13 protein-coding genes are annotated in these 12,251 nt (G+C 63.1%); 5 read left to right on the top strand and 8 right to left on the bottom strand.

Going from position 1 to position 12,251, the window contains the following annotated elements; all coding sequences use genetic code 11:
- Positions 1-110 precede the first annotated feature (110 nt).
- Both J5M58_RS11075 and J5M58_RS11080 read left to right on the top strand, forming a co-directional pair.
- On the top strand, positions 111-932 hold the full coding sequence (locus J5M58_RS11075; RefSeq protein WP_112253248.1) for an ion transporter: 822 nt from the start codon (positions 111-113) through the stop codon (positions 930-932).
- Positions 933-1,149: 217 nt separating this feature from the next.
- On the top strand, positions 1,150-2,151 hold the full coding sequence (locus tag J5M58_RS11080; protein ID WP_112253050.1) for a sulfate ABC transporter substrate-binding protein: 1,002 nt from the start codon (positions 1,150-1,152) through the stop codon (positions 2,149-2,151).
- Positions 2,152-2,275: 124 nt separating this feature from the next.
- Here J5M58_RS11080 and J5M58_RS11085 read toward each other — a convergent pair whose 3' ends face one another.
- Complete coding sequence (locus J5M58_RS11085; protein WP_112253249.1) at positions 2,276-3,202, bottom strand: class I SAM-dependent methyltransferase; 927 nt, start codon at positions 3,200-3,202, stop codon at positions 2,276-2,278.
- 144 nt (positions 3,203-3,346) lie between these two features.
- Positions 3,347-4,243, bottom strand: coding sequence for a DMT family transporter (locus tag J5M58_RS11090; protein WP_112253051.1), 897 nt, complete (start codon positions 4,241-4,243; stop codon positions 3,347-3,349).
- 134 nt (positions 4,244-4,377) lie between these two features.
- Here J5M58_RS11090 and J5M58_RS11095 point away from each other — a divergent pair, with 134 nt between their 5' ends.
- The 3 genes from J5M58_RS11095 (at position 4,378) to J5M58_RS11105 (ending at position 7,649) form a co-directional block, all read left to right on the top strand.
- A complete protein-coding gene (locus tag J5M58_RS11095) occupies positions 4,378-4,815 on the top strand; it encodes an Lrp/AsnC family transcriptional regulator (RefSeq protein ID WP_112253052.1) in 438 nt (145 codons plus the stop codon).
- 556 nt (positions 4,816-5,371) lie between these two features.
- Complete coding sequence (locus tag J5M58_RS11100; protein WP_207878131.1) at positions 5,372-6,904, top strand: NCS1 family nucleobase:cation symporter-1; 1,533 nt, start codon at positions 5,372-5,374, stop codon at positions 6,902-6,904.
- Positions 6,905-6,920: 16 nt separating this feature from the next.
- Entirely contained in the window at positions 6,921-7,649 is a 729-nt protein-coding gene (locus J5M58_RS11105; protein WP_112253054.1) for an aspartate/glutamate racemase family protein, read from the top strand.
- A 127-nt stretch (positions 7,650-7,776) separates the two neighbouring features.
- On the opposite strand, the gene J5M58_RS11110 is transcribed toward J5M58_RS11105, so the two are convergent.
- The 6 genes from J5M58_RS11110 to J5M58_RS11135 all read right to left on the bottom strand — a co-directional run bounded on the left by J5M58_RS11110 (position 7,777) and on the right by J5M58_RS11135 (position 12,250).
- Positions 7,777-8,439 (bottom strand): histidine phosphatase family protein, encoded by a 663-nt coding sequence (locus J5M58_RS11110; RefSeq protein WP_112253250.1) that lies wholly within the window; start codon positions 8,437-8,439, stop codon positions 7,777-7,779.
- A gap of 238 nt (positions 8,440-8,677) precedes the next feature.
- A complete protein-coding gene (locus tag J5M58_RS11115) occupies positions 8,678-9,016 on the bottom strand; it encodes an FKBP-type peptidyl-prolyl cis-trans isomerase (RefSeq protein WP_207878132.1) in 339 nt (112 codons plus the stop codon).
- A gap of 74 nt (positions 9,017-9,090) precedes the next feature.
- Positions 9,091-9,498 (bottom strand): GFA family protein, encoded by a 408-nt coding sequence (locus tag J5M58_RS11120; RefSeq protein WP_207878133.1) that lies wholly within the window; start codon positions 9,496-9,498, stop codon positions 9,091-9,093.
- A 92-nt stretch (positions 9,499-9,590) separates the two neighbouring features.
- Positions 9,591-10,379, bottom strand: coding sequence for a PhzF family phenazine biosynthesis protein (locus tag J5M58_RS11125; protein ID WP_207878134.1), 789 nt, complete (start codon positions 10,377-10,379; stop codon positions 9,591-9,593).
- A gap of 50 nt (positions 10,380-10,429) precedes the next feature.
- Positions 10,430-11,368 carry a 2-hydroxyacid dehydrogenase gene (locus J5M58_RS11130; protein WP_112253058.1) on the bottom strand — a complete coding sequence of 313 codons (939 nt, stop codon included), beginning with the start codon at positions 11,366-11,368 and terminating at the stop codon, positions 10,430-10,432.
- A gap of 462 nt (positions 11,369-11,830) precedes the next feature.
- Positions 11,831-12,250 (bottom strand): hypothetical protein, encoded by a 420-nt coding sequence (locus J5M58_RS11135; RefSeq protein ID WP_112253059.1) that lies wholly within the window; start codon positions 12,248-12,250, stop codon positions 11,831-11,833.
- Between the last annotated feature and the right edge of the window lies 1 nt (position 12,251).

Below are 12,251 nucleotides of genomic sequence, written 5' to 3' on the forward strand. Positions count from 1 at the left end.
CTGGCTCCACGGTACTGGCAATTCTGTCAGGTGCTTTCGACCATTCTCACTTGTATGGCTATGGCGTGCCCCATAGTCTTAGTGCGACTACGTTTTTGGCCATCGTCTATATGTCCGACTCACAAAGCTTGCGCGAACGCCTCTACATCATGGTGTTTCAGACCGACACCGTAGCCGGCCGGCGCTTCGACAAGATCCTGCTGCTGATCATTCTCGCCAGCTTGGTCACCGTCATCCTCGACAGCATCGACGAAGTGCACCAGAGCTACGCCGGCCTGCTGGCGGGTATCGAGTGGGGCTTCACCGCGATCTTCCTGGCCGAGTACCTCACCCGCCTGTACTGCTCGCCCAAGCCTTTGCGCTACGCATTCAGCTTTTATGGCCTGGTCGATCTGCTGGCGATCGTGCCGGGGATCATCGCGCTGTACTACAGCGACGCCCAGTACCTGCTGATCATCCGGGTGATCCGGATGCTGCGGATCTTCCGCGTGCTCAAGCTCAGCCCGTACCTCAAGCAGGCGCACTACCTGATCGAAGCACTGCGCGGCAGCAAGCAGAAGATCATCGTGTTCCTGGTCACCGTTTCTACCCTGGTGACCGTGTTCGGTACGCTGATGTATGTGATCGAAGGGCCGGAACATGGCTTTACCAGCATTCCCAAAGGTATCTACTGGGCCATCGTCACCCTGACCACGGTGGGCTTTGGTGACATCGTGCCGAAGACGCCGCTGGGGCAGGTGATTTCGTCGTTGGTGATGATCATCGGTTACTCGATCATTGCCGTACCGACCGGGATCTTCACCGCCGAACTGGCCAATGCCATGCGCGGGGAGCAGTTGCAGCATGATTGCCCGACCTGCAGCAAGAAGAGCCATGAGCATGGGGCGGCATTCTGTTCCCGGTGTGGGAATGTGCTGTTTCCCAAGCAATGATGTCGCCTGTTCCGGCCCTTTCGCGGGTAAACCCGCTCCCACAGGATCACCACAGGCCCGAACCCTGCGCGGTCCCTGTGGGAGCGGGCTTGCCCGCGAAGAGGCCGGCACAGGCCGAAGCATAACCAAAGTCGTTTTTGTTCTTTAACCCGCGCAAACCCACCCGCTATAGTCGCTGGCAATCTGCCCCAATAACCTTCAAGAACAAGGAAGCAACGTGAAAAAACTCTTCACCGCCTCGCTACTCGCCGCAGGCCTTGCCCTGGGCAATTTCGCCCAGGCCGCCCCAACCTTGCTCAACGTTTCCTACGACGTGATGCGCGACTTCTACAAGGACTACAACCCGGCCTTCCAGAAACACTGGGAAGCCGAGCACAACGAGAAGGTCAACGTGCAGATGTCCTTCGGCGGCTCGAGCAAGCAGGCGCGAGCGGTGATCGATGGCCTGCCGGCCGATGTGATCACCATGAACATGGCCACCGATATCAACGCCCTGGCCGACAACGGCAAGCTGGTGCCGGACAACTGGGTGAGCCGCCTGCCGAACAACAGCGCGCCGTTCACTTCGGCCACTGTTTTCATCGTGCGCAAGGGCAACCCCAAGGCGCTGAAAGACTGGCCCGACCTGCTCAAGGATGGCGTACAGGTGATCGTGCCCAACCCCAAGACCTCGGGTAACGGCCGCTACACTTACCTGTCGGCCTGGGGCTATGTGCTCAAGCAAGGCGGTGATGAAAACAAGGCCAAGGACTTTGTCGGCAAGCTGTTCAAGCAAGCGCCGGTGCTGGACACCGGTGGCCGTGCCGCCACCACCACCTTCATGACCAACCAGATCGGCGACGTGCTGGTGACCTTCGAGAACGAAGCCGAAATGATCGCCCGCGAGTTCGGCCGCGACCAGTTCGAAGTGGTCTACCCGAGCGTGTCGGCCGAAGCCGAGCCGCCGGTCAGCGTGGTCGACAAGGTGGTGGCGAAGAAAGGCACCCAGGCCGCGGCCGAGGAATACCTGAAGTACCTGTGGTCGCCAGCCGCCCAGGAAATCGCCGCACAGAACTACCTGCGCCCGCGTGATGCGACGGTACTGGCCAAGTACACCGACCGCTTCCCGAAAGTGGACTTCCTGTCGGTGGAGAAGACCTTTGGTGACTGGCGCACCGTGCAGAAGACCCACTTCAATGATGGTGGGGTGTTTGACCAGATCTACAGCAACAATCAGTAATTGATGTAAGCAGGCCCGGCCTCTTCGCGGCTAAAGCCGCTCCCACAAGTACCCCACAGCCCTCAGGTTTTGCACTGTACTTGTGGGAGCGGGTTTACCCGCGAAGAGGCCAGCAACGGCAACATCAGACCTGACGGAATACCAAAGCCTTCAAGCCCCCCGCCGGGTCCACGTCAGGAAACTCCGGTGGATTCTCCAGCCGCTCGACGAAAGCCAGCGACGGCGCCTGCTCCGCCATCCCCTCGATCAGAAACTCTGGCCCGATGCCCGGGTCGTTCACGCACGCCAGCACCGTCCCGCCCTCGCTCAACAGCTCCGGCAAGCGCCGCAGGATCTTCGCGTAGTCCTGGGTCAGCACGAAGCTACCGCGCTGGAAGGTCGGCGGGTCGATGATGATCAGGTCATAAGGCCCGTACTTGCGCACCTTGCCCCACGACTTGAACAGCTCGTGCCCCAGGTACGCCACCCGCGACGCATCGTGGCCATTCAGGCGGTGGTTGTCGCGGCCCCGGGACAACGCCGACTTGGCCATGTCCAGGTTCACCACCTGCTCGGCGCCACCGGCAATCGCCGCCACCGAGAAACCGCAGGTGTAGGCGAACAGGTTCAGCACGCGCTTGCCCGCCGCCTGCTCGCGCACCCAGCGCCGACCATAGCGCATGTCGAGGAACAGGCCGTTGTTCTGCCGCACGCCCAGGTCCAGCAGGTAGGTCAGGCCGTCCTCGACCACCTCGCGCTGCTGGCACGGCTCGCCCAGCAACCACTGGCCCGGGCTGTCGGGCAGGTAGCGGTGCTGGAGAAGGATGGCTTGACCAGTCCACTGTGGGCGCTCGGCGAGAGTACGCAGCATGGCCTCCAGTTCGGCCAGCTGGCCTTCCGCCGGCTCGCGGAACAGGGCGACCGACAGCACGCCTTGCAGCCAGTCGACAGTTACCTGCTCCAGGCCCGCCCAGCAGCGGCCCCGGCCGTGGAACAGGCGGCGGGTTTCCTGCGGGGCAGGGTCGAGGGCGGCGAGCAGGTGTTGCTCCAGAGTCTGGATCGGCGAAGTCATCATGGGTCGTAACTGGCAAAGAGCAGCATTCTACCTTGTGGGCCTCTTCGCGGGTAAACCCGCTCCCACAGGATCACCACAGGCCCGAACCGTGTGGAGCAGCTGTGGGAGCGGGTTTACCCGCGAAAGGCCCGCAAGACCACCTCATTCCTCGGCCACAACCCGCGCTGGCCGGAACCACCACCCCTGCTGCATGCCCGCAGCAGCCAGCAGGATCAACGCTACCCCCAGCCACTGCAAAGGTGCCAACCGGTGCCCGAACGCCACCCAGTCCACCAGAATCGCCGCAATCGGATAGATGAACGACAGTGCCCCGGTCAACGCCGTGGGCAAGCGCTGGATGGCGCTGTACAGCAACACATACATCAAGCCGGTGTGCACCATGCCCAAAGTCACCAGGCTGACCAGCGCCGGCACTTCCCCCGGCAACCCGCCAAGCTTGACCCACGGTGCCAGCAACAGCACACCCGTGGCCACCTGGATCAGCGCGATCAGGTGCGGTGGGGTGCCGCTCAGGCGCTTGATGATCAACGCCGCGATGGCATACAGGAAGGCCGCCCCCAGCGCCAGCGCAATGCCCAGCAAATAGTCCCCACCACCACCCTGCCCCGCGCCATGGGCACTGACGATGGCCAGCATGCCGAGGAACGCCACGCTCAGCCAGGTGACCTTGGCCAGGGTGATCTTCTCGCCCAGGAACACTGCCGCCAGCCCCACCAACATGAACGGCTGCACGTTGTACACCGCCGTGCCGATGGCGATCGACGCCCGCGAGTAGGAGGCGAACAGCAGCACCCAGTTGCCGACGATGGCCACACCGCTGGCAATCGCCAGCAGGAACGCCGTGCGGCTGATCACCCCCGGCCGCAGGAAGCCGAACCCAGCACAGATCGCCAGCAAGGTCACGGCACCGAACACGCAGCGCCAGAACACCACCTCGAGCACCGGCTGGCCGGATACCAGCACGAACCAGCCAATGGTCCCGGAAATCAGCATGGCGGCGACCATTTCCAGCGAACCACGGCGCAACGAACTATCCATTTCACACCTCCTGTCGATGATGGCAACAGTATGCAAATGTTTCCGGGAGGCCTTCCAGCGGATATCGAAGGTGGATTTGCTGAACTACCTTTACTATCAAGGCAAATCATACGAACGACCTTATGAGGGTGACCATGACCGATGCCATCGACCAACTGCTGATCAATGCACTGATGGAGGATTCACGCCGTTCGCTCAAGGCCCTGGCGCAGATCAGCGGGCTGTCGGCGCCCAGCGTCAGCGAACGCCTGCGCCGCCTGGAGGAACGCGGCGTGTTGCGTGGTTACACCGTAGAGGTCGACCCGCGCGCCTTTGGCTACCAGTTGCAGGCCATCGTGCGCATCCGCCCGCTACCGGGGCAGTTGCAGGAGGTGGAGCGGCAGATCATTGCGATTGCGGAATTCACCGAATGCGACAAGGTCACCGGCGAGGACTGCTTCATTGCCAGGCTGCATGTGCGCTCGATGGAGCAGCTGGATACCCTGCTCGACCGCATCAATGTACTGGCCGAGACCAACACCGCCATCATCAAGAAAAGCCCGGTGAAGCGGCGGTTGCCGCCGATGGATTGAGTTTTGCCTGTACGGTCCCCTTCGCGGGTAAACCCGCTCCCACAGCATCTCGACGGGCCTGAATGCTGTGGAATACTTGTGGGAGCGGGTTCACCCGCGAAGAGGCCGGCACAAGAAAAAGCTGACTATTTTTTGTACACAAGAATGTCACCATAAGTGCCGTTTTTGTGTGCACTTACCAAGAATACGCCCCATTACGTTACACACTTCCCACAACTTATTTTGACCAAACGATCAACTAAATCACCCTCGAAAAATTTAAACCTGTTCATTTGGTCAACTTATATCCCCTTCATTTCATAAACTTATATTTCAACAAGATAGATTCAAAATGATGGCCCGCTGAAAGTTGCTTCTCCCTTGGCATGGAACTCGCTTTTGTGTGTTCGTGTTTTGTATACAAACCGAGCAAAACATAAATACACAAGAACCCGCGACGCCGACCCAAATCGGCCGCCGCGCCCCAAACCTGAGATGCCAACGCTGCACCGACGAGATGGCGAGCCCGTGCGCATGCCCGCTCATCGCAGTCCACGTGCATCAGGAGCCCGCCGGAATGAGTACCAGCCTCGACCTTGCCCCTGAACTATCCGTCGCCAGCACCCACCCCGCTTCCCCTCTTGCCGGTCACCAGCCGGAACTTGCCCTGAGCCCGCGCCTGCACAACCGCGACCTCGCCCCGACACGCGTCGAGGGCCGTCGCTGGGGCGGCTACAGCATCTTCGCGCTGTGGACCAACGATGTGCACAACATCGCCAACTACTCGTTCGCCATGGGCTTGTTCGCCCTCGGCCTGGGTGGCTGGCAAATCCTGCTGTCGCTGGCCATCGGTGCGGCGCTGGTGTACTTCTTCATGAACCTGTCCGGCTACATGGGGCAGAAGACCGGCGTGCCGTTCCCGGTCATCAGCCGCATCGCCTTCGGCATCCACGGCGCGCAGGTACCGGCGCTGATCCGCGCGGTCATCGCCATCGCCTGGTTCGGCATCCAGACCTACCTGGCTTCGGTGGTGCTGCGGGTGCTGCTCACCGCCGTATGGCCGCAAATGGCAGCCTACGACCATGACAGCATCCTTGGCCTGTCGAGCCTGGGCTGGGTGTGCTTCGTGTCGATCTGGCTGGTGCAGCTGGTGATCCTGGCCTACGGCATGGAGATGGTGCGCCGCTACGAGGCCTTTGCCGGCCCGGTGATCCTGCTGACTGTCGCCGCCCTGGCGGTGTTCATGTACTTCAAGGCCGACGCCCGCATCGCCTGGTCGGTGGCCGAGCCGCTGACCGGCTACGAGATGTGGCGCAACATCTTTGCCGGCGGCGCGCTGTGGCTGGCGATCTACGGCACCCTGGTGCTGAACTTCTGTGACTTCGCCCGCTCCTCGCCATGCCGCAAGACCATCCGCGTCGGCAACTTCTGGGGCCTGCCGGTGAACATCCTGGTGTTCGCCATGATCACCGTGGTGCTGTGCGGCGCGCAGTTCCAGATCAACGGCCAGATCATCGACAGCCCGACCCAGATCGTCGCCGCCATCCCCAGCACAGCGTTCCTGGTACTTGGCTGCCTGGCCTTCCTGATCGTCACCGTGGCGGTCAACATCATGGCCAACTTCGTCGCCCCGGCCTTCGTCCTCAGCAACCTGGCACCGCGCCACCTGAACTTCCGCCGCGCCGGGCTGATCAGCGCCACCCTGGCGGTGCTGATCCTGCCGTGGAACCTGTACAACAGCCCGCTGGTGATCGTGTACTTCCTGTCCGGCCTGGGTGCCCTGCTCGGCCCGCTGTACGGGGTGATCATGTCCGACTACTGGTTGCTGCGCAAAGGCTGCATCAACGTGCCGCAGCTGTACAGCGAAGACCCGGCCGGCGCCTACCACTACACCAAGGGCATCAACCTGCGCGCGGTGGCCGCCTTCGTGCCGGCCGCACTGCTGGCCATCGTGCTGGCCCTGGTGCCCAACTTCCACGGCGTGGCGCCGTTCTCCTGGCTGATCGGTGCCGGTATCGCCGCCGCCCTGTACCTGCTGATCGCCCCACGCAACCGCCATTACCACGATGTCAGCGGCGAATGCATCGCCGTTGACCACAGCAGCCATTGACCAGGGAGGACTACCCATGCGCATTCTGATCGCCAACGTCAACACCACCGAAGCCATCACCGAAGCCATTGCCGAACAGGCTCGTGCGGTGGCCGCGCCCGGCACGGAAATCATCGGCCTCACCCCATGGTTCGGGGCCGAGTCGGTGGAAGGCAATTTCGAAAGTTACCTGGCCGCCATCGCGGTGATGGACCGGGTGCTGGCTTACGAAGGCCCTTACGACGCCGTGATCCAGGCGGGTTACGGCGAGCATGGTCGCGAGGGCCTGCAGGAGCTGCTGAACGTGCCGGTGGTGGACATCACCGATGCCGCCGCCAGCACGGCGATGTACCTGGGCCATGCCTACTCGGTGGTGACCACCCTGGACCGCACCGTGCCGCTGATCGAAGACCGCCTGAAGCTCTCCGGCCTGTATGACCGCTGCGCATCGGTGCGGGCCAGCGGGCTGGCGGTGCTGGAGCTGGAAGCCGACCCGCAGCGCGCCGTGGAGGCGATTGTCGAGCAGGCAGAACGCGCCGTGCGTGACGACAAGGCCGAGGTGATATGCCTGGGTTGCGGCGGCATGGCCGGGCTGGACGAGCAGATCCGCCAGCGCACTGGCGTGCCGGTGGTGGATGGCGTGAGCGCGGCGGTGACCATTGCCGAATCGCTGGTGCGCATGGGCTTGACTACCTCCAAGGTACGTACTTATGCCACGCCACGAGCGAAGAAAGTGGTGGGTTGGCCGATGCGCTTCGGCCGTTAGGCATCTTTCGCCGGACCTGGCCTCTTCGCGGGTAAACCCGCTCCCACAGGGACCGCATTGCTCTCAAGGCCCGTGCAGTACCTGTGGGAGCGGGCAAGCCCGCGAAGAGGCCGGCAGAGGAAAACCATCAAGTCGGGCAGCTATGCGCACCATCATTCAAGCCCTGACGCACGTTGCGGCTGAGCAGGCTGGCCTTGCCGTCGTGCCAGGTCAGGGTGAGGACGTAGAGGGTATCGAAGTCGTCGCCGCCCCAGTCCTCGGTGATCACCCGCTCTTCACCCAGGGCCTTGCCAGCCACGGCATTGATCAGGTCTGGTAGGTAGCCGTGTGACCAGGCGGTGTACACGGTCGCGTTACGGTACTTGTCACGCAGCAGCTCTTCGGCCAGCGCGTCGGTGTCGTTGGCGCCATAGTCGATGTTTACCGGCAGGCCCAGGCGAATGGCGCTGGGGCTGATGGTCATCAGCGGGCGAATGTAGCTGTAGCTTTCGTCCTTGCTGCCTTCCTCGACATGCCGTGAGGGGTTGGCAGCGAACACGTAGTCGGCCTTGCCAAAGCGCTCGGGCAACACGGTAGCCAGGTCCAGCGCACGGTTCAGGCCTTGGCAGTTCAACTGGCCCAGCCCTTCGCCCGGCTTCTCGGCGTGGCGCAGGAACACAAGGGTCTGGGTGCCATCCACCGGTTGCGCCCGGCTTTCGACAGCCTCCAATGCCAGCGGTACAGCGACGGCCGTCAGCACCAGGCTCAGCAACCAGTGACGACGACGGCGGAAGAATGTTGGCAACTTCATCAAGGCAGGCTCGTGTGGCAGAAAAATCGGGTTGACCCGCCACATCACCCCGCCAACAGCACGGCAGGGCATCCTTGTAGTGAATGCCGTCCTTGGCAACGAGTGAGGGTGAGAGTGCCCTGAACCCGTTTGGTTCCTCCCTGGAGGTGGATGCCGTTCCCTAGGCAAGGCTTACATTAGGGGATGGGGTGTTGCTGAATTGTGTAGGGCGCAAGAACATCGGGTTGCAATAGGCCACTCAATCGTCCCGCGTCAGCACTTCCAGCAATTCGATCTCGAAGGTCAGATCAGAATTCGGCGGAATCGCCCCGACGCTGCGTTCGCCATAGCCCAGATGCGCCGGTACCAGCAGCTTGCGCTTACCGCCCACGCGCATCCCCATCAGGCCTTGATCCCAGCCCTTGATTACCCGCCCAGTGCCAATCACGCACTGGAACGGCTTGCCGCGCGACCAGGACGAATCGAACTCTCTGCCATCGGCCAGCCAGCCGGTGTACTGGGTGGTGATCAGGGCACCTTTGACGGCGGCTTTGCCATCCCCCTCCACAAGGTCGATGATCTGCAGTTCCTGGCTCACGGGGCATCCTCCAACACTGGAAACAAAGCCGCCCTTTTCTCAGGTATGCAACGGTTTGGCAAGCCCGCTCTTGATCAGCCGAGCTGCTCGAAGGCTTCCTGGCCGGTCAATTCCTTGGTCTGGTTGGCGAAGCAATACCAGGCGGGTTTCTCTTCGACGAAAATCTGCAGGTCGAAATCCCACGCCTGGTCGCCGTCGAGCAGCCCGACCGGCACGGCGTGGAAGTCATTGGCCTTGAGCCGGTAGTACAGGTGGGTGCCGCACTGGCCGCAGAAACCGCGCTGGGCCCAGTCGGAAGACTCATACACGCTGGGCGCGCGCCCTTCGATCACCGGTGGCTGGCTGCAGTGCACCACCAGCAGTGGGCCGCCGGTCCACTTGCGGCACATGCTGCAGTGGCAGGCGCTGATATGGGTGTTGTCGACGGTGACCTTGAGCCGGGTGGCGCCGCACAGGCAGGTGCCGTGTTTTTCCAGGGCCATGGCTGGCTCCTTGAGCGGAAGATGGGCCAGCAAGTGTAGACGCCTGTACCGGCCCCATCGCCGGCACAGGTAGCACAAGACAGTTGCCCAGGTCAGATGTACACAGTACCGCGCATGTACAGCGCCGCCCGCCCGCTGATGATCACCCGGCCGTTACCCGGCACCACGCACTGCAGCTGCCCTTTGCGCACCCCACCCTGCTCGCAGCTCAGCACGTTCTTGCCCAGACGCTCAGCCCATATTGGCGCCAGCGAGGTGTGCGCCGAGCCAGTCACCGGGTCTTCGTTCACGCCGACCCGCGGGCCGAACCAGCGGGTGACGAAATCAAAGCCACGGCCTGCCGCGGTAACAGCGATACCGCGAACATCGAAAGCCGAAAGCGCAACGAAATCCGGCTTCAGGGTGTCAAGCGACAGGGCGTCATCGATCACCACCACATAGTCGTCACTGCGGTACAGCGCCTGTGCCTGGCCAAGGCCCAGCGCCTGCAACAGGCCCGGCAGAATGTCCACGGCGACCGGCTGCTTGGCCGGGAAGTCCATGGCCAGCGAACCGTCGGCGTTGCGACTGACCCGCAGCTCACCACTGCGGGTGTTGAAACGCAGCACTTGGGCTTGCTCGCCCAGCTGTTCGAACAGCACATAGGCCGAGGCCAGGGTGGCATGGCCGCACAGGTCGACTTCCACGGTCGGGGTGAACCAGCGCAGGTCGAAGGTTTCGCCGTTGCGCACGAAGTAGGCGGTTTCCGACAGGTTGTTCTCTTCGGCGATGCGCTGCAGCACGTCGTCCGGCAGCCAGCTTTGCAGCGGGATCACTGCCGCCGGGTTGCCCCCGAACGGTTCGGCGGAAAACGCATCGACCTGGAAGATTTCAAGTTGCATGCCCACACTCCTTGTTGCCCGATCGCTGCCAGGCAGATGTATGAAAAGGGTTATTGGCTTACCGGCGTCAACACGGCTTCGCCGGCAAAGAACGCCTGCAGGTTGCGCAGCACCAGGGTCACCGTGTCGCGCGCTGCCTCCGGCGACTGGCCGGCCACGTGGGGGGTGAGCACGGTGTTGCCAAGGGCCTTGAGGGCATCGGGTACCGCCGGCTCGTCGTCGAACACATCCAGTGCTGCACCAGCCAGTTGGCCATGCTGCAGCGCGGCGACCAGGGCCTGGGTGTCGACCACGCTGGCACGCGCGATGTTCACCAGATAGCCCTCGGGGCCCAAGGCCGCGAGCACCTGTGCATCGACCAGGTGGTGAGTATTGGCACCGCCGGGGGTGGCCACCACCAGGATGTCGACAGCATCGGCCAGGTGCTGCGGGCTGTCGTACCAGGTGTAGGGCACATCCTGGCGCGGCGTGCGGCTGTGGTAGCTGACGGGCATGGCAAAGCCCAGGTGGGCACGCCTGGCGATGGCCAGGCCTACCGCACCAAGGCCGAGAATGCCCAGGCGCTTGCCGCTCACCGAAGGGCTGATCACCCGGTTCCATTCTCCCCGGCGGGTACTGGCATCGGCGCGAGGAATATCGCGCAACAACGCCAGCAGCAGGGCAAGGCTGTGGTCGGCGACCGCCTCCGCATTGGCCCCGGCGCCGTTGGTGACGGTGATGCCGCGCGCAGCGGCCGCGGCCAGGTCGACCTGCTCGTAGCCAGCACCGATCACGCAGATGATCTGCAGCTTGGGCAGAACGTCGATTTCGCTGGCAGTCAGGCCCAGCGGGCCGCGGGTGAGCACGGCATCGATTTCATCGGCATGGCGCCGGATGGCCTCCGCCCGCAGCTGCGGCGAAGGGGCACGGATCAGACGGTAGCCGGCCTGCTCCAGCATGGGCAGGTAGTCATCGACGGTTTCCACCAGTACCAGGACTGTCTTGTGCATGCCACCTCCGGGTCAGTTCGAGGCGACATTATGCGGAGTCACTGGCCAGTACAGTCAATCAGAAAATGTTTGTTGAACTGTACTGTATGGGCGGAGTGGCAGGGAGGCCGCGTGGGGGCTAGGGGTGCTTGGCGAAGGAGGTGCGATGCTAGTGAGATCGAGCGCCGCCCGCGCGGCGCTTCGCGGGACAAGCCCGCTCCCACATTTGTTGCAACGTGGCCATGTCTGTTGGAGAGGCGTTGCCAGCTTTGGTGCATGTCTTCAGACAGGTGGGGCGGCGGATGTGTCCACCTCGAGATCGAGTCGGGCCAACAAGGCGGGCAACCATGGCCTGACAAGTTCGGTACGTTGCAACAAATGTGGGAGCGGGCTTGTCCCGCGAAGCGCCGCGCGGGCGGCGCTCGATCTCACAGCCAGTACAAAACCAAAGGCGAGCCTCCAGCTCTCACCCGCCCCATTCAATTACTGGGCGAACGCGCGCCCCAGACCACCCGGCACACCGCTGCTGTCAGTTTCCTGCCACGGCCCGTCCGGGCTCAGCGACCAGCTCCAGCCGTTGTCGAAGCGGTAGTAGGTCCGCTGGCGGTAGAAGGTATTGGGCTTCTTCTCCAGCACATACACACCCAGCTTCGGGTCCCAATGGCTCGCCCCGCCAGGTGGCGGCGCGAAGCTGGCCGAGGTACGAGGCATCGGCTTGGGCGTGGCCGCAGGCTTGCTCGGCGCGGGGGCCGGCTGCCTGTCCGGCAAGGGCTTGACCGCCGGCCCCGGCCCTGGCGGCAGCCGCTCGATCGGTGGTTCGGGCTGCTCGTACGGCTCATGCACCGTACACGCAGACAAACCCAGGGCCAGGGTGATCAGGGTCAGGCGGACGATGCTGTGCATG

It is taken from the genome of Pseudomonas sp. 32_A, from assembly GCF_017490905.1.
Lineage (GTDB): Bacteria > Pseudomonadota > Gammaproteobacteria > Pseudomonadales > Pseudomonadaceae > Aquipseudomonas > Aquipseudomonas inefficax.

What these genes read in the sequence shown, in the direction of transcription:
- J5M58_RS11105 (WP_112253054.1), top strand. Translation starts at nt 6,921, where the DNA reads ATGCGCATTCTGATCGCCAACGTCAACACCACCGAAGCCATCACCGAA.
- J5M58_RS11075 (WP_112253248.1), top strand. Translation starts at nt 111, where the DNA reads ATGTCCGACTCACAAAGCTTGCGCGAACGCCTCTACATCATGGTGTTT.
- J5M58_RS11100 (WP_207878131.1), top strand. Translation starts at nt 5,372, where the DNA reads ATGAGTACCAGCCTCGACCTTGCCCCTGAACTATCCGTCGCCAGCACC.
- J5M58_RS11125 (WP_207878134.1), bottom strand. Translation starts at nt 10,379, where the DNA reads ATGCAACTTGAAATCTTCCAGGTCGATGCGTTTTCCGCCGAACCGTTC.
- J5M58_RS11085 (WP_112253249.1), bottom strand. Translation starts at nt 3,202, where the DNA reads ATGACTTCGCCGATCCAGACTCTGGAGCAACACCTGCTCGCCGCCCTC.
- J5M58_RS11120 (WP_207878133.1), bottom strand. Translation starts at nt 9,498, where the DNA reads ATGGCCCTGGAAAAACACGGCACCTGCCTGTGCGGCGCCACCCGGCTC.
- J5M58_RS11090 (WP_112253051.1), bottom strand. Translation starts at nt 4,243, where the DNA reads ATGGATAGTTCGTTGCGCCGTGGTTCGCTGGAAATGGTCGCCGCCATG.
- J5M58_RS11135 (WP_112253059.1), bottom strand. Translation starts at nt 12,250, where the DNA reads ATGCACAGCATCGTCCGCCTGACCCTGATCACCCTGGCCCTGGGTTTG.
- J5M58_RS11130 (WP_112253058.1), bottom strand. Translation starts at nt 11,368, where the DNA reads ATGCACAAGACAGTCCTGGTACTGGTGGAAACCGTCGATGACTACCTG.
- J5M58_RS11110 (WP_112253250.1), bottom strand. Translation starts at nt 8,439, where the DNA reads ATGAAGTTGCCAACATTCTTCCGCCGTCGTCGTCACTGGTTGCTGAGC.
- J5M58_RS11095 (WP_112253052.1), top strand. Translation starts at nt 4,378, where the DNA reads ATGACCGATGCCATCGACCAACTGCTGATCAATGCACTGATGGAGGAT.